The organism is Citrobacter sp. Cpo071 (assembly GCF_030332765.1).
Lineage (GTDB): Bacteria > Pseudomonadota > Gammaproteobacteria > Enterobacterales > Enterobacteriaceae > Citrobacter > Citrobacter portucalensis.
Genome location: NZ_JAOWHE010000079.1, coordinates 123,881 through 148,515, shown reverse-complemented (window position 1 = coordinate 148,515; position 24,635 = coordinate 123,881). Strand labels below are relative to the sequence as shown.

The following is a 24,635-nucleotide window of genomic DNA, read 5'->3' as shown; positions in this document are numbered from 1 at the left end:
TCTATTTATCTGGAGATGAACTATGAGTGATTCATTACATCTGACCCGTAACGGCCCGATCCTGGAAATTACCCTCGACCGGCCTAAAGCCAATGCCATTGACGCCAAAACCAGCTTTGCCATGGGTGAAGCGTTTCTTAATTTTCGTGACGACCCGGAATTACGCGTAGCGATTATCACCGGCGGCGGTGAGAAATTCTTTTCTGCGGGCTGGGACTTAAAAGCGGCAGCTGAAGGTGAAGCACCAGATGCCGATTTTGGCCCAGGCGGCTTCGCCGGTTTAACCGAAATTTTCGACCTCGATAAGCCGGTCATCGCTGCGGTAAACGGCTATGCGTTTGGCGGTGGTTTTGAGCTGGCGCTGGCAGCGGATTTTATTGTCTGCGCGGAAAACGCCAGCTTCGCACTGCCGGAAGCCAAGCTCGGGATCGTGCCTGACAGCGGCGGCGTACTGCGTCTGCCTAAGCTGCTGCCACCGGCAATCGTCAACGAAATGGTGATGACCGGCAGACGAATGAGCGCCGAAGAAGCGCTGCGTTGGGGCATCGTCAACCGCGTTGTCAGCCAGGGCGAACTGATGGATAGCGCGCGTGAACTGGCGCAGCAGTTGGTCAATAGCGCTCCGCTGGCTATCGCCGCACTGAAAGAGATCTATCGCACCACCAGCGAAATGCCGGTGGAAGAAGGCTACCGCTACATCCGCAGCGGCGTGCTGAAACACTATCCATCTGTACTGCATTCGGAAGATGCGCTTGAAGGTCCGCAGGCGTTTGCAGAAAAACGCGACCCGGTGTGGAAAGGTCGTTAATGAGCCGATGCCGGATAGCGATTCGCTGATCCGGCAATAAAACCGAGATAAAACGATGAGCTACTACGCCTTTGAGGGCCTGATCCCGGTGGTACATCCGGATGCCTTTGTCCATCCCAGCGCCGTGCTGATTGGCGATGTCATAGTGGGTGCCGGAGTTTATATTGGTCCGCACGCGTCATTACGCGGTGACTATGGTCGCTTGATCCTGGAGGCAGGTTCTAATCTGCAGGATGGCTGCATTATGCACGGCTACTGCGACACCGACACCATCGTGCATGAGAACGGACACATCGGCCATGGCGCAATCCTGCACGGTTGCGTGGTGGGCAGAGATGCGCTGATCGGCATGAATAGCGTCATTATGGACGGCGCAGCGATTGGCGAAGAGAGCATTGTCGCCGCCATGAGCTTTGTCAAAGCCGGATTTCAGGGAGAGGCAAGGCAGATGCTGGTTGGCTCACCCGCTCGCGTATTGCGTGAAGTCACGGACCAGGAACTGCACTGGAAACGGCTAAACACCAAAGAGTATCAGGATCTTGCAACTCGCTGCCACACAGGTCTACACGAAACACTACCCTTAACGCGGGTCGAAGAAAACCGGCCACGCCTGAAAGGCACAACGGACGTAAAACCCAAATCAGCACAGTAATTGATGCCGGATGCGCTCACGCTTATCCGGCCTACGCGTCAATCACCGTTTATGCCGCCATCAGGCAAACTGATTATTAGCGACGCATACTCTTGGAGAGCATCATCTGCCATTTCTGCTCACGGTTGAGCTCTGTTGGAGGAACGGCAGACAGGCGTGGCGTTTTCGCCATGCTCACCTTTTTCTCCTGCAAATTGTGATTCAGTCGGCTATAGAGATGAGAGTCAATGCTCACGACTTTCACCAGACGCTGGCACTGACAACCCCGGCCGGCAATCTGATTAGGGATCATCTTAACTTCACAAACAATTTCTCCCACTTCCGACAGAATATAAGAGAGCGTATTAATTGCTTTGCAGTGCTCGATATCAAAATGGCGGGAAATTTCCTTTGCGGTGATCCAACGATCCTCGGCCATCATCCAGTCAGCAATTAACAAATAAAGCGGTCTTTCAACATATTTTTCACACATAAGCACACCATTTTCACAAATTAAAAATCTGGCTACGGCCTGTCCAAATTAATAAAAACTAAGCCATATTAAAATTGTGGATATAAAGGATAGTATGCGACTTGAATGTTGATTAGTGTGAGCAATATCGTGCTTATTACATTGAAAATGTGGTTACGGAAACGGACTTGTCCAGGAATGACCTTACGCAAGACAAAAAAAGGGTTTCTTTACAGAAACCCTTTCAAAATTATATTACAGATCCGGTTAGAGCAATATTCACCGGACCTTTTGTTTATTACTTTTTGATCTGCGCGTGCATTTCCTGCACCGAGGTTACCTTCTCGGTGGCATCGGCATTCAACGCCATCGCTGTGGCGAAACCGCCGTTCAGCGTAGTGTCATAATGCACTTTGTACTGCAGCGCGCTGCGGCGAATAAGCTTGGAGTCTTCAATCGCCTGACGACCTTCGGTGGTGTTGATGATATAGGTGTACTCGCCATTCTTGATACGGTCCTGAATGTGCGGACGACCTTCATGCACCTTGTTCACCAGACGTGGATTGATACCCGCTTCACCCAGCACAATCGCGGTCCCGTGCGTCGCATCCAGCTCGAAGCCAAACTTCAGCAGTTTCGCTGCCAGGTCAACCACACGCTCTTTATCGCCTTCGCGAACGGAGAGCAGTGCACGACCCTGTTTTTTCATGGTGGAGCTGCTGCCCAGCTGTGCCTTGGCGAACGCTTCCGCGAAGGTACGGCCCACGCCCATCACTTCCCCGGTAGAGCGCATTTCTGGCCCTAACAGCGGGTCAACGCCCGGGAACTTGTTGAACGGCAGCACCACTTCTTTTACCGAGTAGTACGGCGGGATAACTTCTTTGGTTACGCCCTGCTGTGCCAGCGTTTTCCCGGCCATCACGCGCGCCGCGACTTTCGCCAGCGGTACACCAGTTGCCTTGGAGACGAACGGAACGGTACGTGCCGCACGCGGGTTCACTTCAATCAGGTAAACTTCGTTATTCTTCACCGCAAACTGGACGTTCATCAGACCGCGAACCTGCAGTTCGAAGGCCAGTTTCTGCACCTGTTGGCGCATCACATCCTGAATTTCCTGGCTCAGGGTGTAAGCAGGCAGAGAACATGCGGAGTCACCGGAGTGCACGCCCGCCTGTTCGATGTGCTCCATGATGCCACCAATCAGCACCATTTCACCGTCGCAGATAGCGTCCACGTCCACCTCAACCGCATCGTCAAGGAAACGGTCCAGCAGTACCGGCGCATCGTTAGAAACGCTGACTGCGGTCTGGAAGTAGCGACGCAGGTCGGCTTCGTCGTAGACGATTTCCATCGCGCGACCACCGAGAACATACGACGGACGCACTACCAGCGGGTAGCCAATCTCTTTCGCCTTCTCAACAGCCTGTTCGATAGCCGTTACGGTAGCATTCGCCGGTTGTTTCAGCTTCAGACGGTCAACCGCCTGCTGGAAACGCTCGCGGTCTTCCGCGCGGTCGATGGCATCCGGGCTGGTACCGATAACCGGTACACCTGCCGCTTCCAGCGCACGCGCCAGCTTCAGCGGGGTCTGTCCGCCGTACTGTACGATGACGCCTTTCGGCTTCTCGATACGAACGATTTCCAGTACGTCTTCCAGCGTGACCGGTTCGAAGTACAGGCGGTCAGAGGTGTCGTAATCAGTTGAAACGGTTTCCGGGTTACAGTTGACCATGATGGTCTCGTAACCGTCTTCGCGCAGCGCCAGCGAGGCGTGTACGCAGCAGTAGTCAAACTCAATACCCTGACCGATACGGTTTGGACCACCGCCCAACACCATGATTTTATCGCGGTCAACGGACGGGTTCGCTTCGCACTCATCTTCATAGGTGGAGTACATGTAAGCGGTGTCGGTGGCAAATTCTGCCGCACAGGTATCCACGCGTTTGTAGACCGGGTGCAGATTGTACTGGTCGCGCAGTTTGCGGATTTCCGCTTCGCGAACGCCGGCCAGTTTCGCCAGACGCGCATCGGCGAAGCCTTTGCGCTTCAGTACGCGCAGGAAGTCAGCGTCGAGGCCGTTGATGCCAAGGTCGGTGACTTTTTCTTCCAGACGTACCAGCTCTTCAATCTGCACCAGGAACCAGCGGTCGATGTTGGTCAGATTGAACACGCCATCGACGGACAGGCCAGCACGGAAGGCATCGGCGATGTACCAGATACGCTCAGCGCCAGCGTCTTTCAGCTCGCGGCGGATTTTGGTCAATGCTTCCGGATCGTCGAGGCTTACTTTCGGGTCGAAGCCGGTTGCGCCCACTTCCAGACCGCGCAGCGCTTTCTGCAACGATTCCTGCTGGGTACGACCAATCGCCATCACTTCACCGACAGATTTCATCTGCGTGGTCAGGCGGTCGTTAGCACCAACGAATTTCTCGAAGTTGAAGCGTGGTATTTTCGTCACAACGTAGTCGATGGACGGTTCAAACGAGGCCGGAGTACGACCACCGGTGATGTCGTTCATCAGTTCGTCGAGGGTGTAACCTACGGCCAGCTTGGCGGCAACTTTCGCAATCGGGAAGCCGGTAGCTTTGGACGCCAGCGCCGAGGAGCGGGACACGCGCGGGTTCATCTCGATGACAATCAGGCGACCGTTTTTCGGGTTTACCGCAAACTGGACGTTAGAGCCGCCGGTTTCTACGCCGATTTCACGCAGTACCGCCATCGAGGCGTTACGCATGATTTGATATTCTTTGTCGGTCAGCGTCTGGGCAGGTGCTACGGTGATGGAGTCACCGGTATGGATGCCCATCGCGTCGAAGTTTTCGATGGAGCAGACGATGATGCAGTTGTCGTTTTTATCACGCACCACTTCCATCTCGTACTCTTTCCAGCCAATCAGTGATTCATCAATCAGCAGCTCGTTGGTTGGGGAAAGATCCAGACCGCGTTCGCAGATTTCTTCGAACTCTTCGCGGTTATAGGCGATACCGCCACCGGTGCCGCCCATGGTGAAGCTAGGGCGGATAATGCACGGGAAGCCAACGTCAGCGGCAACCGCCAGCGCTTCTTCCATGGTGTGAGCGATGCCTGAACGTGCGGTGTCGAGACCAATCTTTTTCATCGCGATATCGAAGCGACGACGATCTTCCGCTTTATCAATGGCATCCGCCGTTGCGCCAATCATGGTCACGCCGAATTCAGCCAGTACGCCCTGGCGTTCCAGTTCCAGCGCACAGTTCAGCGCTGTCTGACCGCCCATGGTTGGCAGCACCGCATCCGGGCGTTCTTTCTCAATAATTTTGCGCACCACTTCCCAGTGAATCGGCTCGATGTAAGTGGCATCGGCCATTTCCGGATCGGTCATGATGGTTGCCGGGTTCGAGTTCACCAGAATAACGCGGTAACCCTCTTCACGCAGGGCTTTACACGCCTGCGCGCCGGAATAGTCAAACTCACACGCCTGACCGATAACAATCGGACCCGCGCCCAGAATCAGGATACTTTTTATGTCTGTACGTTTTGGCATGGCTCTATTACTCCTGATTATTTCGCGGACTGACGGTATTGCTCAATTAACTCGATAAAGTGGTCGAACAACGGTGCAGCGTCGTGCGGACCCGGACTCGCTTCAGGGTGTCCCTGGAAGCTGAACGCCGGTTTGTCGGTACGGTGAATCCCCTGCAAGGTGCCGTCGAACAGTGACTTGTGGGTCACGCGCAGGTTGGCAGGCATGGAAGCTTCATCTACAGCAAAACCGTGGTTCTGTGCGGTGATCATCACGGTATTGTTATCAATATCTTTTACCGGATGGTTACCGCCGTGGTGGCCAAACTTCATCTTAATGGTCTTCGCACCGCTCGCCAGCGCCAGCAGCTGATGGCCGAGGCAGATGCCAAATACCGGAATATCGGTTTCGAGGAATTTCTGAATCGCGGTAATTGCATAGTCGCACGGCGCCGGGTCGCCAGGGCCGTTGGACAGGAAGATACCGTCCGGATTCATCTTCAGAACGTCTTCTGCTGAGGTTTTCGCCGGTACAACCGTCAGGCGGCAGCCGCGGTCCGCTAACATACGCAGAATGTTACGTTTGGCGCCGAAATCGTAAGCCACAACGTGGAACGGCATTTCATCGGCAGATTTCGCTTCCGGCAGGTCACCGGCTAGCGTCCAGCTCCCCTGCGTCCAACTATAAGGCTCCGCGGTGGTCACTTCTTTCGCCAGATCCATACCGTTCAGGCCTGGGAAAGCTTTTGCTTTTTCCAGTGCCAGCGCCGCATCCGGGTTATCGCCCGCGATGATGCAGCCGTTCTGTGCGCCCTTTTCACGCAGCAAACGCGTCAGCTTACGGGTATCGATATCAGCAATCGCCACAATGTTATGGCGCTTGAGGTAAGAAGAGAGGTCTTCAGTATCGCGGAAGTTGCTGGCAATCAGCGGCAGGTCGCGGATGACCAGGCCTTGCGCATGTACCTGAGAAGATTCTGCATCGGCTTCATTGGTGCCGACATTACCGATATGAGGATAAGTAAGAGTGACGATTTGGCGGGAATAGGAAGGATCAGTGAGGATTTCTTGATAACCGGTCATTGAAGTATTGAAAACGACTTCCCCAACCGCCGAACCTGTTGCCCCTATGGCCCGACCGTGAAACTGGGTTCCGTCTTCCAGAACCAATAGCGCTGACTTAATCAAAACACCCTCCAGAGAATATTCACTCACTTTATTTGCATATTAATTCATTAACACCTCATGAATCAATGCAAATTTGCTTACCTATGGATTTCTGGCAAACGGCGGCATTCTAGAGATAGCTCACACAAAAGTCTACCCAAAAGGGCTTTTTTTATTATTATTTTGCGCCACTGGGATAAAACACACGATTTAACAGGCAAAAAGATCAGCTAACTCAGGGTAGAAAACGCTTGCGGTAGGCAAAGAGTGTAAAAACAGAATGCGGGAGAGAAAAAAGTGGACCATTTGGTCAAAATTTACATTGAGATAACACAAACACCCAACAAAACATATAAAAACACTAATCTTAAAGAAAAAATACACCAAAAAGTGAAAAATAATAGGGCAATAAAATATTGCCCTATGCAATCAAATAATTATGATTACAATAACCACATCACGAAGGGTAATGAAAGCTATAAACTGCGTAAATCAAGCACATCTTTCATGTCAAAAAGACCATTTGACTTTGATTTTAGCCAAATTGCCGAACGCACTGCGCCATTGGCAAAAGTCATGCGGCTGGACGCTTTATGCGTGATCTCAATACGCTCGCCAATATCAGCAAACATCGCGGTATGCTCACCGACGATATCCCCCGCCCGCACCGTGGCAAAACCGATCGTGCCCGGTACGCGCTCGCCGGTGTAACCTTCACGCGAATAGACGGCACACTCTTTTAAATCCTTATCCAGCGCCCCGGCAATCGCCTCGCCCATCGCCAGCGCAGTGCCTGACGGCGCATCAACTTTATGGCGGTGGTGAGCTTCAATAATCTCAATATCGGTGTAATCGCCCATCACTTTCGCCGCCTTCTCCAGCAGCTTAAGCATAACGTTCACGCCGACGCTAAAGTTCGCGGCGAAAACAATCGCAATCTCCTGCGCGGCATCACGAATAGCCTGTTTACCGGCATCGTCAAAGCCGGTGGTGCCAATCACCATCCCTTTACCGTGCTGGCGGCAAAACGCCAGATGCGCCAACGTGCCTTCCGGGCGGGTAAAATCGATGAAAACATCGAAATCATCTTTCACCGCGTCAAGGCTGCTTTGCACGGTAACGCCCGTTTTTCCGGCCCCCGCTAATTCTCCGGCATCGCTTCCCAGTAAGGACGAGCCTTCGCGCTCTAACGCGGCACCCAATTGAACACCTTCCATCGCCATGGCGGCCTGGATTAACTGCCGTCCCATGCGGCCACCGGCGCCGGCAATGGCGACACGGATTTGTGCTTCATGCATAGCTATTCTCTTTTATAAAAATTGCGTAAACCGTTTTCAGAGTAACCAGCGCGCCCGGAGGCCGCTAGCTGAAAACACCCATAATTAGAATTTAATGATAAACAGAGGGGAATATCAGTAAAAGACATGATTCATCCCGCAGGATGAATCATTGCTGGAGCACAGGAAAGAAGTCAAACTTACTCAGTATGGCGCAAAATGATGGGAAAACGACGGAAATACGAGCAGAAATCAGCCAGTCTGCGTAGATATTTTCGCGAGTGTGGTTTTATGGCACGAGCGTGTAGTTGACGATCATTTGCCCTTTTTTCATCTTCACCTGAGTAATCGTCACCGGTCCAATCTCAGAGAGATGGGCAACATGCGTCCCTCCGCAGGGATAAGCGAGGAGAGGACCAAATCCAACCTGCCGCAACCCGTCGGTGAATGTCACTTGTCTGGAGAGATTGTCTGCCTGCCAGGCGTTGATTTTCTCCTGCAGCGATAGCGTATCCGGTAACGTACCGTTTTCACCGGCGGCGAAAGTAATGCGCCCCTCATTGGGCCAATGGTGTGCTTTCACCGGGAGCCAGCCAAACGCTGTACCCGCCAGGCCGATAAGATGTCCTGCCGAGTGCAGGCGGGCGTGCAGTTGACGCAACGCGGCATCCACACACAGGTTCACGATGCCGGGGAGGAGCGGTTTTGCCACGATGTGCACCACATCGTCACCGCGCGCGAGGACTGTTTCAACCCGCTCATCATCAATCCAGCCCGCATCCGCAGGCTGCCCGCCTCCCTGCGGGTGAAAAAGGGTTCTATCCAGTACCACCGCGTACCGTCCATCCGGTTCAGCCGAGCAACTCAGTAAGTTAGCCTGGCCTTCAGTGTTATCGCTGGTGTAATAAAGACGTTCAGTCATGATTGCTCTCCTCTTGATGGGAAGAGTATATTCACTTTACTGACGGCGATAATCCTGCGCTGGTTCAATGCATTTTTGCCTGGTACGCACAAATGAATCCTAACCTTCTTCCCGACCTTGCCACCTTTGTGTTGATTATCGACCAGGGGAGCTTCTCCGCTGCCGCCAAAGCCTCGGGTGCTACGCCTTCCGCTATTAGCCGCAGCGCTTCACGCCTCGAGAAGGCGTTGGGCAGTAAGCTGCTGCACCGTACGACGCGCAAGCTGGCGCTCAGCGAAACGGGCAAAATTGTGTATGCACACGCGCAGGAAATGCTGCATGCGGCGCAAATGGCCGTCGACTCAGGCAGCAGTCGACAAACCATCGCGCAAGGGCAACTGACCCTCAGCGTGCCGAAAGCGGTGGGGCGATTTGTCATTCATCCACTGATGGCCGAATTCTTTACGCGCTACCCGCAAGTGGACGTCTGCCTTCGGCTGGAAGACCGGTATATGGATTTAATCGACGACGGCGTCGACCTTGCACTGCGCATCAGTCAGTCGCCCTCCCCGGGCCTGTACGGGAAACCGCTGATGCCGGTCAGCCATGTGATATGCGCAACCCCCGAATACTTACGCAAGCACGGTACGCCCGAGCATCCACAGGCACTGCGCGAGCATAGCTGTATCAGTCTTGGCGAGACACCTGCGGATTCACGTTGGAAGTTTCGACGCGGTGAGCGCATGGAGACCATTCAGACTCATGGCCGCTACGCCGCCAACCACACCGGTGTACGTCTGGACGCGGTAAAAAAGGATCTGGGAATCGGCAGCCTGCCACTGTTCACCGCCAGCGAGGCACTCGCCAATGGCGAGATTGTCCAGGTACTGCCAGAATGGGAATTTATCAGCGACTACAGCGGGGAACTGTGGCTGCTATGGACGCGCAATCAACATATGCCCGCCAGAATGCGGGCGATGATTGATTATCTCAGCGAGAAGGTGCCGTTGCACAACACCTGATTACAGCGCGCGGGCAAATACCTCTGCCACCCACTGCTGGAATCCCTCAACGTCAAGATCCAGCGCAACCTGCGCATTTGCCGGATGCCCCAAGCGTCCTTCGATGTCCACCACCGTCGTACCCGAGGTATATTCGCCCTGGGTTTCAACCGCCACGAAACACGACTGCAGGGTAAACAGTTCCGGGCGCACCAGCCAGGCAATGGCACACAGATCGTGCATTCGCAGCCCCGTATTCATGCTGCCGCTACGGTAATGGCTAAACAGTGCATGCAGCATTTTTCCCGTCTGGTTAAGTTGAGGCAACGTCGCCAGATAGTCTGGGGCGAGCATGGCCTGATTGGTCACATCCAGCCCACACATCACAATCTCCAGCCCACTCTGGAAGACTTTCGCTGCGGCCTCGGGATCGATAGCAATATTAAACTCGGCGTTGGGTGTGAAGTTCCCACGCCCGGCAGAGCCGCCCATAATCACCAGACGGTGAATGTTGAATACGCATTCAGGATAATGGGTCAGCAGCAGCGCAATGTTGGTCAGCGGGCCAATTGCCACCAGCGTCACGGGCTGCGGGGCATGCATCAGCGCATCGCGAATCGCCTGGAAGGCGGGTTTTGCCATCGCCTGCCGGTCGTGCTCGACAAATTCATACCCTTCCATACCGGACTCGCCGTGCACGGAAGCGGCATCACGCAGCGGTCGCACCAGCGGCATTGATGCTCCCTGCGCTAGCGGAACATCCGCATTCCAGAAGTGCAGCAGTTGCAACGCATTACGGGTGGTTTTTTCCACCGACACATTGCCTGCTACCGTGGTCATCAGTTGCAGATCCAGCTCAGGGGCAAACAGCGCGGCGGCAATGGCCGCGGCATCATCAATGCCGGGATCGGTATCAAGAATGATCGGTAAGCGCATGGTTTCTCCATAAAAAATGCCAGACGTTAAGTCTGGCATCTTCTCATAATCGTAACCGGAAAGACTTACTCTACTTCACGAACATCCACACGCAGCTCTTTCGGCACTTCGAAAACGATGTTCTCTTCGCGGCCTTCCAGTGGGATCGCTTCCCCACCGCCAAGCTCTTGCAGGCGAGCAATCACGTTTTGCACCAGGATATCCGGCGCCGAGGCTCCGGCCGTCACGCCCACACACTTCGCTTCTTTCACCCACGCTTCCTGAATGTCGGTCGCATCGTCAATCAAATACGCCGCTTTCCCCATTCGCTGGGCCAGTTCAGCCAGACGGTTGGAGTTAGAGGAGTTCTTCGAGCCGACCACCAGCACAACATCAGCCTGTTCCGCCAGCGCGCGAACCGCTTCCTGACGGTTGGTGGTGGCATAACAGATATCGTCTTTGCGCGGCCCGACAATTTTCGGGAAGCGTTGACGCAGCGCATCAATAACGTCAGAAGTGTCGTCAACGGAAAGCGTTGTCTGCGTCATGAAGGATAATTTTCCTTCATTTTTCACATTCAGTTTCAGCACATCATCTGGTGATTCAACCAGATACATTCCCCCTTGCGGGTTGCTGTACTGGCCCATCGTGCCTTCGACTTCCGGGTGCCCAGCGTGACCAATCAGAATGGATTCTTCGCCACGACGACTGGCACGGGCAACTTCCATATGCACTTTCGTTACCAGCGGGCAGGTCGCATCAAAAACCGTGAGGTCACGGCCTTTGGCTTCGTTACGCACCGCCTGAGATACGCCATGAGCGGAGAAAATCAGGATCGCGCCATCCGGCACTTCGCTGATTTGCTCGATAAAAATAGCACCGCGCTCGCGCAGGCTATCCACCACATAGCGGTTATGCACCACTTCGTGACGGACATAAATCGGCGCGCCATAAATAGCCAGCGCGTTTTCCACAATGCTGATAGCGCGGTCTACGCCAGCGCAAAAACCGCGCGGGTTGGCCAACAGGATCTGCATTTTACGCCTCCAGTGCCGGTTCGACTTCCAGCACTTCAATATCAAAATGAACGGTATGCCCGGCCAGCGGATGGTTGAAATCAACCGTGATCGAGTCACCGTTGATTTCGCGGATCACGCCAGGCATCTCACTGCCGTCCATTGCGGTAAAGAGCATGATAGCGCCAATTTCTGGCTCGCCCGCGTCCATAAACTCCCGACGCGAGAAATACTGAATTAAGTCCGGACTTGACACGCCAAAGGCGGCATCCGGTTCCAGAGCAAAAGTGGTTTTATCACCTTCTTTTAGCCCCAGCAGGTGTTGTTCCAGTCCTTCAGACAGAGAACCGTCGCCCAGGCGAAACAGCGCAGGCTTGCCGTTATTGCGGGTTGACTCTGCGGTTGAGCCATCGTCGAGCTTAAGGGTGAAGTGCACCAGCACCGCACTGTTACTCTGTACTGATTTAGACATGCAGGTTGCTCTTTAAAATTGCTGCCGCCTGTTTGCCCGGTGGCGCTACGCTTACCGGGCAAACAAGGATCGCAGTATATTGTAGGCCGGATTAGCATAGCGCCATCCGGCATTTTTTTATGCGGCTTTTTTCTCTTTCGACGGCAGGAAGCCTTCGAGAACAATCAATGCCGCGCCGATACAGATAGCAGTATCGGCCAGATTGAAGGTCGCGAAATGCCAGTCGCCGACGTAAAAGTCAATCATATCAACCACGAAGCCGTGCCACAGGCGGTCGAACAAGTTGCCCAGCGCACCGCCAATGATTAACGCATACGCGATGTTGTTCAGCTTTTGCGTCGCCTTCGAGCGATACATCATCACCATCAGGATGACGCAAATACCGATGGCGATGCCGGCAAAGAACCAACGTTGCCAGCCGCCGCTGTCGGCTAAGAAGCTAAACGCCGCACCATAGTTACGCGCGTAGTGCAGATTAAGCGACGGAAACAGCGACACTGTATCCCCCAGAGCAAAGTTCTGGAGGATCAGGTATTTGCTGCCTAAATCGATAATCAGCACGACTACCACCAGCCACAGCCAGCGTAGTCCTGTTGAACAAAGAGGCTTACTCATCAGGCAAACTTACGTTGTTCGCCATCACCGGCGATGTTGCTGACACAGCGTCCGCAGATATCTGCATGTTCCGCCACCTGGCCGACGTCGGTAGTGTAATGCCAGCAGCGCGGGCATTTCTCACCTTCGGCTTTGCTCAGTACGATTTTCAGACCTTTGAGCAGTTCGCTCTGCTGAGCATCAGCAGGAGCCGCTGCATAATCCGCAACCGTCGCACCAGAGGTCAGAAGTACAAAACGCAACTCTTCGCCCAGCGCGGTCAGTTTCGCCGCCAGCTCAGGTTCAGCGTACAGGGTCACTGCAGCCTCCAGAGAACCACCGACTTTCTTATCCGCACGCGCCTGTTCGATGACCTTGTTCACTTCACCACGCACTTTCAGCAGTTCGTCCCAGAAGGCGTCGTTCATCGCCTCGGTTTCGCCTAAGCCAAACAGACCTTCGTACCACTCACCGGTAAAGACGTACTTCTCACGATCGCCCGGCAGGTAGCCCCAGATTTCATCGGCGGTGAAGGACATGATCGGCGCCATCCAACGAACCAGCGCTTCAGCGATATGGAACAGCGCAGTTTGGCAGCTACGACGCGCCACGCTGTCCGCTTTCGCGGTGTACTGACGGTCTTTGATGATGTCGAGGTAGAACGAACCCATTTCGACGGAGCAGAAGCGCATCAGGCGCTGTACCACTTCGTGGAAGTCATAGGCTTCATAGGCTTTCAGGATTTCGTCCTGCGCCGCTTGCGCACAACCTACCGCCCACCTGTCCAGCACCACCATCTCTTCCGGTTTCACCATGTCTTTAACCGGATCGAACCCATTCAGGTTCGCCAGCAGGAAGCGCGCGGTGTTACGGATACGACGATAGCTGTCGGCAGCACGTTTCAGAATTTCGTCAGAAACGGCCATTTCACCGGTATAGTCGGTTGAAGCCACCCACAGACGCAGAATATCCGCGCCCAGTTTGTTCATCACATCCTGCGGAGAAACGGTGTTACCGATAGACTTGGACATCTTACGGCCCTGACCATCAACGGTGAAACCGTGAGTCAGTACCTGGCGATAAGGTGCTTTGCCTTTCATGGCGGTGGAGATCATCAGAGATGACATGAACCAGCCACGGTGCTGGTCAGAGCCTTCCAGATACATATCTGCCGCATGGCCTGCAAACTCAGGACGTACGTCCACGACGGAGGAGTGGGTTGAACCAGAGTCGAACCACACGTCCAGCGTATCCGGGACTTTGACATACTGGTCAGCTTCGTCACCGAGGATATCTTTCGGATCGAGATCCCACCACGCCTGGATGCCGTCAACTTCAACGCGTTTAGCCACTTCTTCCATCAGTTCGATAGCGCGCGGATGCAGCTCTTCGGTGTCTTTGTGAACAAACAGAGACATCGGCACACCCCACGTACGCTGACGGGAGATACACCAGTCAGGACGGTTGGCAACCATCGATTCAATACGCGCCTGGCCCCAGTCCGGGATCCACTGCACGCCTTTGATCTCTTTCAGGGACTGCGCGCGCAGGCCTTTCTGATCCATGCTGACGAACCACTGCGGCGTCGCACGGAAGATGATCGGTGACTTGTGACGCCAGCAGCATGGGTAGCTGTGCTGCATCTTCTCAACGTGCAGCAGCGCGCCTTTTTCGCTCAGCAGCGCAACGATTTTGTCGTTGGCTTTAAAGACGTTCACACCGTCCAGATCCGGATAAGTACCCGCCAGGTATGCGCCGTCCGGGCCAACCGGGTTAGCGATTTCCAGACCGTATTTCTGGCTGATGACGTAGTCATCCGGACCGTGACCGCCAGCGGTATGAACCGCACCGGTACCCGCATCCAGCGTAACGTGATCGCCAAGGATAGCTGGCACATCAAAGCCCATAAACGGATGGGTAAAGCGCAGCAGTTCCAGCTCAGCGCCTTTAACGGTGCCGAGAATGGTGTATTCAGCCGCGCCAATACGCTGCATGACGCTTTCAACCAGATCTTTCGCCAGAATCACAGCCTGGCCGTCAATCTGCACCAGCGCATAGTCAAAATCAGGTGCCAGAGAGATTGCGCGGTTCGCCGGTAACGTCCACGGGGTAGTGGTCCAGATAACCAGAGAGATCGGGCCGTTGACGTCAGAAACGCCAAATTTCGCTTTCACCGCGTCCTGATCGGCGGCGTGGAACGCCACGTCGATGGACGGGGAGGTTTTGTCATAATACTCAACTTCCGCTTCCGCCAGCGCGGAACGGCAGTCAACGCACCAGTGCACCGGCTTCGCACCTTTGTGCAGGTGACCGTTACCGATGATTTTACCCAGCGCACGAATGATGTTGGCTTCGGTTTTGAAGTCCATGGTCAGGTACGGATGCGACCAGTCGCCCAGTACGCCAAGACGGATAAAGTCTTTACGCTGACCGTCAACCTGGGTCGCTGCGTATTCGCGGCACTTGGCACGGAACTCAGCGGCGGTAAACTTCTCGCCCGGTTTGCCGTATTCCTGCTCTACTTTCAGCTCGATCGGCAGACCGTGGCAGTCCCAGCCCGGAACGTAAGGCGAGTCATAACCCGTGAGTCCTTTGGACTTCACGATAATGTCTTTCAGAATCTTGTTAACCGAGTGACCAATATGAATGCTGCCATTCGCATAAGGAGGGCCATCATGCAGAATGAAGGTTTTTTTGCCTTTTTTGGCCGCACGAATGATGCCGTACAGGTCATCATCAGTCCAACGCGCCAGCATTCCCGGTTCGCGCTTGGCGAGATCGCCGCGCATCGGGAACCCTGTTTCCGGCAAATTCAGGGTTGATTTATAGTCACTCATCAGATTCTCGGTTCCGTATTTAAAACTCGTATAGGCATTAAGCCGGTTTTGTTAGCCCAAAAAATTCACGGGCAGTCAACTCATCACGCGCAATCTGCGCTTTTAGCTCATCCAGCGAGGCAAATCGCTGTTCACTGCGTATTTTTTTACGCAGTACTACATCTATATGGCGACCATACAGGTCCATTACAACGTCCAATAGATGCACTTCCAACTGTTGGCGTACGCCTGCTACCGTCGGGCGGGTGCCGATGTTGGCGACGCCGGGCAACGGTTTGTCACCCAGTCCCATCACTTCAACCGCATAAACCCCTTTCACCGGAGAAACCTGGCGACGCAGCGGTAAGTTTGCCGTCGGAAAACCGATGGTGCGCCCTAATTCATCACCGTGAACGACACGTCCTGAGATAGTAAAAGGATGCCCAAGCAGGCTTTCGGCCAGTTGCAGGTTATCTTCTGCCAGCGCCTGACGTACCGCAGTGCTGCTAATGCGCACACCGCCTTCGCAGAAGGTTTGGGTGCTGGTGATATCAAAACCATACTCAGCGCCCGCTTCCTGTAATAACAAGAAATCGCCCGCTCGGCTAGCGCCAAAGCGGAAATCATCACCAACGGCAAGAAATTGTACACCAAGGCGCTTAACCAGCAGATCGCTGATGAAGGTCTGCGCCGTTAATGCCGCAAAGCGCCTGTCAAAACGCACGCACAGCACGTAGTCCACGCCGCATTCCGCCAGATAACGCAGTTTTTCGCGCAGGCGAGTGAGGCGCGCAGGAGACTTGTCGGTCGCAAACAGCTCTAGCGGCTGCGGCTCGAAAATCATCACCATCACCGGTAAATTGCGTTTGCGCCCTTCTTCCCGTAAACCCTGCAGCAACGCACGGTGGCCACGGTGCACGCCGTCGAAATTACCAATAGTCAGCACACACCCATGCGGGGCCTGACTGAGATTATGTATGCCTCGTATCAGCTTCATGTCTGGCTCAAAACAGTGAAAATCGTGAAAGTATACCCTGTACCGCGGTCAACGTTAACCGGCGATTGTTTCTACGAAACAGAAAGAGGATTGTTTTCATTGTTATGAAACAAATTGCAGACCTTCACGGGCACGCCAATGCAATTTTTCTCGTGGAAAAGCTGTATTCACGCCACGCAAGCTGGTAGAATCCTGCGCCATCACTACGCAACGAGTGCTGCAATTTAAACGGCGCTTATTTGCACAAATCCATTGACAAAAGAAGGCTAAAAGGGCATATTCCTCGGCCTTTGAATTGTCCATATAGAACACATTTGGGAGTTGGACCTTGGCTAATATCAAATCAGCTAAGAAGCGCGCCGTTCAGTCTGAAAAGGCCCGCAAGCACAACGCTAGCCGTCGCTCTATGATGCGTACTTTCATCAAGAAAGTATACGCAGCTATCGAAGCTGGCGACAAAGCTACTGCACTGAAAGCATTTAACGAAATGCAACCAATCGTGGACCGTCAGGCTGCTAAAGGTCTGATCCACAAAAACAAAGCTGCACGTCATAAAGCAAACCTGACTGCACAGATCAACAAACTGGCTTAATCGCCTGCTTGTTGTCGCTTTGTGAAAAACCCGCGCAAGCGGGTTTTTTTATGCCTGCTATCTGACGTTTTTCTCTTTAGCCACTGATGTTGTTCTCGCTCGTTCACACTCTTCCTGACCAGCCTGTTTTTTCAGCTATCCCTTCCTCAGTCGCGTCGCGTAATACGTGAAAGTTATTTTCTTTCACTGTTTTCCTTTTTTTATTTCATTATTAAAAAAACTGTGACTACCTTAGCAAATAGAAACATCGTTCATTCAAAAACGAATAAACGCAATCCTGATGTAAGATTTGATAATTGATTGCTGCGGTAGGGTTAACTACTTTTCATGTACACCTTACTCACTCATTTTAATCTGAGGTTAAATTCAGTAACGACATAAAAAATAATATTTAAAACTTGCTTGGAAAGTAGAAGCTGTTTTTCTGGGCGTATCGTTCCAGTATCGGAGTTATTATTATGAGTTCTGTTATTGAGGATACCCAGTCATGCGGGTCAACATCATTATCTTTACTACAGCGTATTAGCTACGGCTCTTTGGATGTGGCGGGTAATCTGCTGTATTGTTTCGGTTCAACTTACATTTTATATTTCTACACAGACGTTGCAGGTATTAGCCTCGCCGTAGCAGGCGTCATCCTGCTGCTGGCGCGTATTGTCGATGGCATAGACGCCCCCATATGGGGGATCATCATCGATAAAACGCGTTCGCGTTACGGTAAATGCCGCCCCTGGTTTTTATGGTTGCCATTACCTTTTGCCGTATTCAGCGCCCTGTCATTTTGGTCTCCTGATATCAGTATGACCGGAAAAGCTATCTATGCAGCAATATCTTATATGATTGCCAGCATTCTATTTACCGGACTTAACACACCGCTCAGTGCAATATTACCCCTGATGACCTTATCTCCTAAGGAAAGACTGGTTTTAAATTCCTGGCGAATGACCGGTGGGCAAATTGGGGTTTTATTAATGAATGCGACCGCACTGCCGTTAGTTGCTTTTTTAGGTAACGGAAATGATCATGCGGGTTTTATTTATACGGCGATTATATTTGCCGTAATATCCTGTTCGTTAACGCTTTTCGCCTTTAAAAATATCCGAGAAATGAATACGGATAAAATTCAACAAGAACCTAAATTGCCGATGAAAAAGAGTTTTGCGGCAATGAAAGGCAACTGGCCATGGATCCTGATGGTGCTGGCAAACCTGATCTTCTGGATTGCCCTACAACAACGCTCCACAACGATTGTCTACTATCTGACCTACAATCTCGACCGCAAAGATCTGGTTCCGCTGATTAATAGCCTGGCGACAATTCAGATCCTGTTTATCATCGCTATCCTCTTCTTTAGCAAATACCTGGCTAAAACATGGATATGGGTAGGCGGTCTGCTGGTCGCCGCGCTTGGCGGCGTCATGATGTGGCTGGCAGCGGACAACATTCCTTTTCTCATCGCCGCCTGGGTACTCGGCAATATCGGCAGCGGTATCGCCTGCTCAATGCCGTTTGCCATGCTGGGCTTCGCAGTCGACTTCGGCGCATGGAAGACGGGTATTAAGGCTACCGGCATTCTTATCGCCTTCGGCAGCACCTTCTGCATCAAGATGGGTAGTGGCCTCGGTACCGCTTTCGCTGCCTGGATCATGAACAGTTTTGGCTATGTCCCCAACCATGCCCAGAGTGCTGCGGGTCTGGAGGGAATTACCTGGGCCTTTATCTGGGCACCCGCCCTACTCTTCGCGCTCGCAGCGATCCCACTACTTTTCTTTCGTAAATACGAAGCGATGGAAGAGAAGATTCGCCACGATCTGGAAACCATCAACTAAAAACGATCTTTACCTTCACCCTCGAAATATGGGAGGCACCACCATGCCATTTATGCAACATGACCCGCGTCGCCTGGTCTGGCAGCAAAACGATCGCTATTTATGGATTGAACCCTGGGGCGAGAACAGCCTGCGCGTACGCAGTGGCCGTCATCTGCCGGTAATGAGAAATGAAGACTGGGCATTGACTGAGCCAGTCGCAGAAAGCCACTGCCACATTGATTATGAGCACCACCAGGCGACGCTGACCAACGGCAAAATTATCGCTATCGTCAATCAAAAAGGACAAGTTACCTTTTACCGCCATCCACACAAACCTCTGTTGCAGGAGTTCTGGCGCCTGCGGGGCGAAATTGGCGAGGATGAATCTTCTCACGGCCAGTACGTCAGCGCACTCAACCTTGAAGGGCGCGAATTCCGACCTATTCAGGGTGGGAAATATTCACTTAAAGCCCGCTTCGAAGCCACCGAAGGGGAAAAAATTTATGGTATGGGGCAGTATCAACAGGCTAACCTGGATCTCAAAGGATGCGTTCTTGAGCTGGCGCAACGTAACTCCCAGGCCTCAGTACCGTTTATGCTCTCCAGTCTGGGCTACGGATTTTTATGGAACAACCCGGCAGTCGGGCGCGTAACCTTTGCCCACAACGTTACCGAATGGGAAGCACAGGTCAGCGAACAGCTGGACTACTGGATCACGGCTGGCGATACCCCAGCAGAAATTAGCCGGGCATATGCGCTGGCTACCGGCACACCGCCGATGATGCCGGACTACGCCATGGGCTTCTGGCAGTGCAAACTCCGCTATCGTACGCAGGCAGAGCTGCTGGAGGTTGCCCGCGAATATAAGCGCCGCAATCTGCCTATCTCGGTGATCGTTATCGACTTCTTTCACTGGCCGAATCAGGGTGACTGGATGTTCGATGCGCGCGACTGGCCCGACCCTGATGCCATGATTGCCGAGCTGAAATCGCTGGGAATTGAGCTGATGGTCTCCGTCTGGCCGACGGTGGATAACCGCACCGAAAGCTATCGGGAGATGCGCGAAAACGGCTGGCTGGTACAAACGGAACGTGGCTTGCCGATCAATATGGATTTCCTCGGCAACACCACTTTCTTTGATGCTACCCATCCGGGTGCGCGGGACTACGTCTGGGGAAAAGCCAAACGCAACTATTATGATAAAGGCGTGAAGCTATTCTGGTTAGACGAAGCCGAACCTGAGTTCAGCGTTTATGACTATGACAACTATCGCTACCATGCCGGGCCGGTACTGGAAGTGGGCAATATCTACCCGCGAATGTACGCCAAAACCTTTTTTGATGGTATGAAAGCCGATGGTGAAGACAAGGTTATCAACCTGCTACGCTGCGCCTGGGCCGGCAGTCAAAAGTATGGCGCACTGGTCTGGTCAGGTGATATTCACTCCTCGTTTAGATCGCTACGCAACCAGTTTGCCGCCGGACTCAATATGGGAATCGCGGGGATACCGTGGTGGACGACGGATATCGGTGGTTTTCATGGCGGTAATATTCACGACCCACATTTCCATGAACTGCTGATCCGCTGGTTCCAGTGGGGCGTATTTAGCCCGGTGATGCGTCTGCACGGCAACCGCGATCCGCAGATTTTACCGGAACAACCGTACCGGGATGGTATCGCCCAGTGTCCTACCGGTGCACCGAACGAAGTCTGGAGCTACGGTGAGGACGTGTGCGACGTACTGACGGGTTGCCTGGCGTTGCGAGAGAAACTGAAGCCCTATATCAAAGCGCTGATGGAGGAAACCCATAAGCACAATACGCCAGTGATGCGCCCCCTGTTTTTTGATTTCCCCGAACAGGAAACAAGTTGGGCAATCACCGACCAGTACTGTTTTGGTCCTGACCTGCTGATCGCCCCCGTAATGCATGAAGGTATGCGCGAACGTGATATCTGGCTACCGGAAGGGGAAACATGGACGGATCTTACGACCGGCGAGAGTTATTCGGGAGGGCAAACGTTGCACTATGCCGCGCCATTGAACAGAATTCCGGTATTTATCCGCGAAGGTGGGCAGTATCGTAGCTTATTGAGGCTATAGCATGAAACCGGCTGCGGGTGAGTACCGCAGCCGGAAGTAATACGGTAAGTATGTCTACTGTGGCTTGAACAATGCCGAGTAGTCCGCATTGCAAATACGCTGCACCGCCGGATGCTGGATCATTCTTTCCGCAAATATGGCGTGATACTCTTCCATCACATTTTCTACGCGTCCAATTTCAACAATAGAATCATCAGCATAGAAATTGTGCGAATACAGAGTTGGTGCAACAAAAATAGCATTATGCGTTGCCCCAAACGCTTTCATCAGCGCAGCGTCATCAAACTCACCGAGGATTTCGACATTCAATCCTTGTGAGTTGATCCAGTTCAGCAGCTTACGTCCGAGCATCGAACGACGTCCTGGGATCAGTAACCGACGTTCCTCAAGGCAGGCCGGGAATGGTTTTTCAGGCAGCGGTTTGGTGCACCAAAAACTCACGCTGCACTCGCCTATCCGCACTGAGAACAACCCTTCCTGCTGCGTAGAATCGATCGGGCAGTCGGAGATAATCATATCCAGCTTATGCTGGCTGAGTTGATCCAACAGCATCTCGTGCGTTGACTCAAAACAACGCAGATGGATTTGTTCATCTTCAACCACAGCGGCATCCAGTACGCTGCTGACCAACTGCTTCGATAGCGCATCCGCCACGCCGACATCGAACAGCAAATTAGACTCTTTGCGGTAGTTCACGATATCCAGCATTTCCTGGCTTAAGGTGAACATCTTATCCGCGTAACGAAAAACCAATTCGCCTAACTCACTGGGCTCCAGCCCACGCCCCTTCCGCTTAAACAATTTTCCCTGTAAGCGTTCCTCAAGCGCTTTAATCTGCCCGGTAATGGTCTGCGGTGTCAGATAAAGCGCTTCTGCTGCACCAACCACTGACCCTTCTTTATAGACATGCCAAAAGTAGTACAGATGGTTGTAATTTATATGAGACATACTCTCTCCCTGAAAATTGCCACGAAAGGGTTATCCCGTCAGGCTGATGCGTTCAACCGGGCACGTAACCAGCAATAACCTATCACTGCCGACAACAAGGAGCCGATCAGGATCCCCAGTTTTGCCCAGTTAATCAGCTCAGGATCGACGTTGCCAAACGCCAGGCTGGCAATAAAAATCGACATCGTAAAGCCAATACCGCAAAGAATACCGACCGCCATAATCTGCTGGAAATTCGTTCCTTCCGGCAATTGCGCCACCTTGAGGCGTAACGCCAGCCAGCAAAACAGACTGATACCCAACGGTTTGCCGATCAACAGGCCGGCAATGATCCCCAGCGGTAATATCGAGGTCAGTCCATCAATAGTGACGCCCTGCAGTGAAACGCCCGCGTTGGCGAAAGCAAACAGTGGCAGGATCAGGTATGCCACCCATGGATGCAGAACATGCTCCAGTCGCTTCGCCGGTGAACGCCCGTGTTTTTCCTTCAATGGAATGAAGAAGCCCACGATCACGCCCGCCAGCGTTGCATGCACGCCAGACTTCAGTACGGCAGTCCACAGCACTACGCCGACCAGAATATAAATACCGGTGCGTCTCACTCCGCACAGATTCAATCCTGCCAAAACAAGGATTGCGCACGCGGCAACGCCCAGCGACAGCAGCGAGAGGTCGCTGGTATAGAACAGTGCGATGATTACGATAGCGCCGAGGTCATCAATAATCGCCAGCGCCATCAGGAAGATTTTCAACGCCAGTGGTACACGACTGCCCAACAACGCCAGCACACCTAACGCAAAAGCAATATCCGTTGCCGCCGGGATCGCCCACCCTTCACGGGTGATGGGATCGGCATAGTTGAATGCCAGGTACAGCAGCGCCGGGACAATCATGCCCCCGATAGCAGCAATGATCGGGAACGCCGCCTGACGCAGACTGGCCAGCGAACCTTGCATTAACTCGCGCTTTACTTCCAGACCAATCAACAGGAAGAACACCGCCATCAACGCGTCGTTGATCCACAACAGCATATTTTTGTTGATCTCAAGCGCGCCAACCCGCAGTTGAACGGGCGTTTCCAAAAAGGCGTGGTACCATCCACTGGTAACCCCGATATTTGCCATCAGCATAGCGACCACGGCTGCGATGATCAGAATGATGCCCCCCGAGGCGTCACTACTAAAAAAACGATGCAGATGTTTCACTTTTATTCTCTCTATTGGGTGAATACTTCGTAAATACTATCTTACACCCTCAAAAAGCTCGTTAAAATTAGATTATTCATGATGGATAAATCGGTTTTTACGATCTATACAGAGTAAGTCGATAAAGATTTTCCGAGCGGAAAACAGAAATAAAAAAGCCTGAGACTTTTCAGTCCCAGGCTTTTTATTCGAGATAAAACTGCGAATTAGCGAGTCAGATCGTCAAAGAACTTCTTCACACCGTCGAAGAAACTTTTGGAGCGCGGACTGTTTTGTTCGCCGGTCGGGCCGCCAAAGCTGTCCTGCAGATCTTTGAGCAGTTGCTTCTGCTTGTCGTTCAGGCCCACTGGGGTTTCAACCACCACGCGGCACAGCAGGTCGCCCTGAGCGCCACCGCGTACAGACTTGACGCCCTTTCCACGCATGCGGAAAAGTTTGCCAGTTTGCGTTTCGCCCGGAATTTTTAGCTTCACGCGACCGTCCAGCGTTGGGACTTCAATCTCGCCGCCCAGCGCAGCCATCGCAAAGTTAATCGGTACTTCGCAGTACAGGTTATTGCCTTCACGTTCGAAAATTGGGTGCTGTTTTACCTGCACCTGAACGTACAAATCACCTGCTGGCGCACCATGTTCACCGGCTTCACCTTCGCCCGCTAAACGAATGCGGTCGCCGGTATCAACCCCTGCCGGGATCTTAACGGACAGCGTTTTGCTTTTCTCAACACGACCATGACCGTGGCATTTGTTGCACGGATCTTTGATCAGCGTACCGCGGCCCTGACAGTGTGGACAGGTCTGCTGTACGGCAAAAAAGCCCTGACGCATCTGTACCTGACCAGAACCGTGACAGGTTGGACAGGTCTGTGGCTGAGTACCTGCCTTCGCACCGCTACCGTGGCAGACGTCACACTCTTCCAGAGTCGGAATACGGATCTCTTTGGTGACGCCACGCACGGCTTCTTCCAGAGTGAGATCCATGTTGTAACGTAAATCAGCACCACGTGAGGCGCGCTGACGACCACGACCGCCGCCAAAGATATCGCCAAACACGTCACCAAAGATATCGCTGAAGTCAGCCCCGCCGCCAAAACCGCCGCCGCCGCCCATGCCGCCTTGCTCAAACGCAGCATGACCGTACTGATCGTAAGCCGCACGTTTTTGCGCATCGGTCAGGATTTCGTACGCTTCTTTGATCTCTTTAAACTTGGCTTCGGCCTCTTTATCACCCTGGTTGCGGTCCGGGTGAAATTTCATGGCCAGGCGCTTGTAGGCCTTTTTGATTTCACGCTCTTCCGCTGACTTGGAAACGCCTAAAATCTCGTAATAGTCTTGCTTAGCCATCTCTTTTTATCTGCCCCTAACATGCGTGCACGGGCGGAGAGGAAACCTCTTCGCCCGTGCCAGTAATTAC

Annotated in this window: 20 protein-coding genes and 1 pseudogene; 6 read left to right on the top strand and 15 right to left on the bottom strand. The window is 53.0% G+C overall.

Translation table 11 applies throughout. The features are described 5' to 3' along the window. Positions 1–22 precede the first annotated feature (22 nt). Entirely contained in the window at positions 23–808 is a 786-nt protein-coding gene (caiD, locus tag OGY09_RS11215) for a crotonobetainyl-CoA hydratase (protein WP_032942338.1), read from the top strand. Positions 809–863: 55 nt separating this feature from the next. Next, positions 864–1,460, top strand: a complete 597-nt coding sequence (caiE, locus tag OGY09_RS11210; protein WP_008786161.1) for a carnitine operon protein CaiE — start codon at positions 864–866, stop codon at positions 1,458–1,460. Positions 1,461–1,536: 76 nt separating this feature from the next. Here caiE and caiF read toward each other — a convergent pair whose 3' ends face one another. The 5 genes from caiF to OGY09_RS11185 form a co-directional block, all read right to left on the bottom strand. Next, entirely contained in the window at positions 1,537–1,932 is a 396-nt protein-coding gene (caiF, locus tag OGY09_RS11205) for a carnitine metabolism transcriptional regulator CaiF (protein WP_003829705.1), read from the bottom strand. 277 nt (positions 1,933–2,209) lie between these two features. Continuing rightward, positions 2,210–5,434 carry a carbamoyl-phosphate synthase large subunit gene (gene carB / locus OGY09_RS11200; protein ID WP_003829707.1) on the bottom strand — a complete coding sequence of 1,075 codons (3,225 nt, stop codon included), beginning with the start codon at positions 5,432–5,434 and terminating at the stop codon, positions 2,210–2,212. Between the two features lie 17 nt (positions 5,435–5,451). Continuing rightward, entirely contained in the window at positions 5,452–6,600 is a 1,149-nt protein-coding gene (gene carA, locus OGY09_RS11195) for a glutamine-hydrolyzing carbamoyl-phosphate synthase small subunit (RefSeq protein WP_003829709.1), read from the bottom strand. Between the two features lie 455 nt (positions 6,601–7,055). Then, the gene (dapB, locus tag OGY09_RS11190; protein ID WP_008786159.1) at positions 7,056–7,877 is read right to left on the bottom strand and encodes a 4-hydroxy-tetrahydrodipicolinate reductase; all 822 of its coding nucleotides are present in this window, start codon (positions 7,875–7,877) and stop codon (positions 7,056–7,058) included. A gap of 268 nt (positions 7,878–8,145) precedes the next feature. Next, positions 8,146–8,778 carry a serine-tRNA(Ala) deacylase AlaX gene (locus tag OGY09_RS11185; RefSeq protein ID WP_032942337.1) on the bottom strand — a complete coding sequence of 211 codons (633 nt, stop codon included), beginning with the start codon at positions 8,776–8,778 and terminating at the stop codon, positions 8,146–8,148. Between the two features lie 92 nt (positions 8,779–8,870). Here OGY09_RS11185 and OGY09_RS11180 point away from each other — a divergent pair, with 92 nt between their 5' ends. Beyond that, entirely contained in the window at positions 8,871–9,779 is a 909-nt protein-coding gene (locus OGY09_RS11180; protein WP_032942336.1) for a LysR family transcriptional regulator, read from the top strand. Here OGY09_RS11180 and rihC read toward each other — a convergent pair whose 3' ends face one another. The 7 genes and pseudogenes from rihC to OGY09_RS11145 form a co-directional block, all read right to left on the bottom strand. After that, on the bottom strand, positions 9,780–10,694 hold the full coding sequence (rihC, locus tag OGY09_RS11175; RefSeq protein WP_032942335.1) for a ribonucleoside hydrolase RihC: 915 nt from the start codon (positions 10,692–10,694) through the stop codon (positions 9,780–9,782). A gap of 65 nt (positions 10,695–10,759) precedes the next feature. Next, positions 10,760–11,710 (bottom strand): 4-hydroxy-3-methylbut-2-enyl diphosphate reductase, encoded by a 951-nt coding sequence (gene ispH, locus OGY09_RS11170; RefSeq protein ID WP_003018925.1) that lies wholly within the window; start codon positions 11,708–11,710, stop codon positions 10,760–10,762. Between the two features lies 1 nt (position 11,711). Continuing rightward, on the bottom strand, positions 11,712–12,161 hold the full coding sequence (fkpB, locus tag OGY09_RS11165; protein ID WP_003018929.1) for an FKBP-type peptidyl-prolyl cis-trans isomerase: 450 nt from the start codon (positions 12,159–12,161) through the stop codon (positions 11,712–11,714). Between the two features lie 117 nt (positions 12,162–12,278). Further along, entirely contained in the window at positions 12,279–12,776 is a 498-nt protein-coding gene (gene lspA / locus OGY09_RS11160; protein WP_003018932.1) for a signal peptidase II, read from the bottom strand. Further along, positions 12,776–15,592: an isoleucine--tRNA ligase gene (ileS, locus tag OGY09_RS11155; protein WP_003829724.1), complete on the bottom strand. Its 2,817-nt coding sequence runs from the start codon at positions 15,590–15,592 to the stop codon at positions 12,776–12,778. The genes lspA and ileS overlap by 1 nt, the downstream gene beginning before the upstream one ends. Positions 15,593–15,629: 37 nt before the next feature. Then, on the bottom strand, positions 15,630–16,568 hold the full coding sequence (gene ribF, locus OGY09_RS11150; protein WP_003829725.1) for a bifunctional riboflavin kinase/FAD synthetase: 939 nt from the start codon (positions 16,566–16,568) through the stop codon (positions 15,630–15,632). A 7-nt stretch (positions 16,569–16,575) separates the two neighbouring features. Next, positions 16,576–16,791 (bottom strand): annotated as a pseudogene (locus tag OGY09_RS11145) (DUF2575 domain-containing protein). A 105-nt stretch (positions 16,792–16,896) separates the two neighbouring features. On the opposite strand from OGY09_RS11145, the gene rpsT reads away from it, so the two are divergent. From rpsT to OGY09_RS11130, 3 genes are all read left to right on the top strand, one after another. Continuing rightward, positions 16,897–17,160, top strand: a complete 264-nt coding sequence (rpsT, locus tag OGY09_RS11140) for a 30S ribosomal protein S20 (RefSeq protein ID WP_003018940.1) — start codon at positions 16,897–16,899, stop codon at positions 17,158–17,160. Positions 17,161–17,618: 458 nt separating this feature from the next. Continuing rightward, positions 17,619–18,989, top strand: coding sequence for an MFS transporter (locus tag OGY09_RS11135; protein WP_286590407.1), 1,371 nt, complete (start codon positions 17,619–17,621; stop codon positions 18,987–18,989). Positions 18,990–19,032: 43 nt separating this feature from the next. Then, positions 19,033–21,072, top strand: a complete 2,040-nt coding sequence (locus OGY09_RS11130; protein WP_032942333.1) for a glycoside hydrolase family 31 protein — start codon at positions 19,033–19,035, stop codon at positions 21,070–21,072. 54 nt (positions 21,073–21,126) lie between these two features. Here the strand turns inward: OGY09_RS11130 and nhaR are convergent, their stop codons facing one another. The 3 genes from nhaR to dnaJ form a co-directional block, all read right to left on the bottom strand. Next, positions 21,127–22,020, bottom strand: a complete 894-nt coding sequence (gene nhaR / locus OGY09_RS11125) for a transcriptional activator NhaR (protein WP_032942332.1) — start codon at positions 22,018–22,020, stop codon at positions 21,127–21,129. A 38-nt stretch (positions 22,021–22,058) separates the two neighbouring features. Next, on the bottom strand, positions 22,059–23,225 hold the full coding sequence (gene nhaA, locus OGY09_RS11120; RefSeq protein WP_008786152.1) for a Na+/H+ antiporter NhaA: 1,167 nt from the start codon (positions 23,223–23,225) through the stop codon (positions 22,059–22,061). A 206-nt stretch (positions 23,226–23,431) separates the two neighbouring features. After that, the gene (gene dnaJ, locus OGY09_RS11115) at positions 23,432–24,565 is read right to left on the bottom strand and encodes a molecular chaperone DnaJ (protein WP_003829737.1); all 1,134 of its coding nucleotides are present in this window, start codon (positions 24,563–24,565) and stop codon (positions 23,432–23,434) included. Positions 24,566–24,635: the final 70 nt, after the last annotated feature.

What these genes read in the sequence shown, in the direction of transcription:
- OGY09_RS11135 (WP_286590407.1), top strand. Translation starts at nt 17,619, where the DNA reads ATGAGTTCTGTTATTGAGGATACCCAGTCATGCGGGTCAACATCATTA.
- ribF (WP_003829725.1), bottom strand. Translation starts at nt 16,568, where the DNA reads ATGAAGCTGATACGAGGCATACATAATCTCAGTCAGGCCCCGCATGGG.
- caiD (WP_032942338.1), top strand. Translation starts at nt 23, where the DNA reads ATGAGTGATTCATTACATCTGACCCGTAACGGCCCGATCCTGGAAATT.
- ispH (WP_003018925.1), bottom strand. Translation starts at nt 11,710, where the DNA reads ATGCAGATCCTGTTGGCCAACCCGCGCGGTTTTTGCGCTGGCGTAGAC.
- dnaJ (WP_003829737.1), bottom strand. Translation starts at nt 24,565, where the DNA reads ATGGCTAAGCAAGACTATTACGAGATTTTAGGCGTTTCCAAGTCAGCG.
- nhaR (WP_032942332.1), bottom strand. Translation starts at nt 22,020, where the DNA reads ATGTCTCATATAAATTACAACCATCTGTACTACTTTTGGCATGTCTAT.
- OGY09_RS11130 (WP_032942333.1), top strand. Translation starts at nt 19,033, where the DNA reads ATGCCATTTATGCAACATGACCCGCGTCGCCTGGTCTGGCAGCAAAAC.
- fkpB (WP_003018929.1), bottom strand. Translation starts at nt 12,161, where the DNA reads ATGTCTAAATCAGTACAGAGTAACAGTGCGGTGCTGGTGCACTTCACC.
- dapB (WP_008786159.1), bottom strand. Translation starts at nt 7,877, where the DNA reads ATGCATGAAGCACAAATCCGTGTCGCCATTGCCGGCGCCGGTGGCCGC.
- OGY09_RS11185 (WP_032942337.1), bottom strand. Translation starts at nt 8,778, where the DNA reads ATGACTGAACGTCTTTATTACACCAGCGATAACACTGAAGGCCAGGCT.
- caiF (WP_003829705.1), bottom strand. Translation starts at nt 1,932, where the DNA reads ATGTGTGAAAAATATGTTGAAAGACCGCTTTATTTGTTAATTGCTGAC.
- rihC (WP_032942335.1), bottom strand. Translation starts at nt 10,694, where the DNA reads ATGCGCTTACCGATCATTCTTGATACCGATCCCGGCATTGATGATGCC.
- ileS (WP_003829724.1), bottom strand. Translation starts at nt 15,592, where the DNA reads ATGAGTGACTATAAATCAACCCTGAATTTGCCGGAAACAGGGTTCCCG.
- OGY09_RS11180 (WP_032942336.1), top strand. Translation starts at nt 8,871, where the DNA reads ATGAATCCTAACCTTCTTCCCGACCTTGCCACCTTTGTGTTGATTATC.
- lspA (WP_003018932.1), bottom strand. Translation starts at nt 12,776, where the DNA reads ATGAGTAAGCCTCTTTGTTCAACAGGACTACGCTGGCTGTGGCTGGTG.
- caiE (WP_008786161.1), top strand. Translation starts at nt 864, where the DNA reads ATGAGCTACTACGCCTTTGAGGGCCTGATCCCGGTGGTACATCCGGAT.
- carB (WP_003829707.1), bottom strand. Translation starts at nt 5,434, where the DNA reads ATGCCAAAACGTACAGACATAAAAAGTATCCTGATTCTGGGCGCGGGT.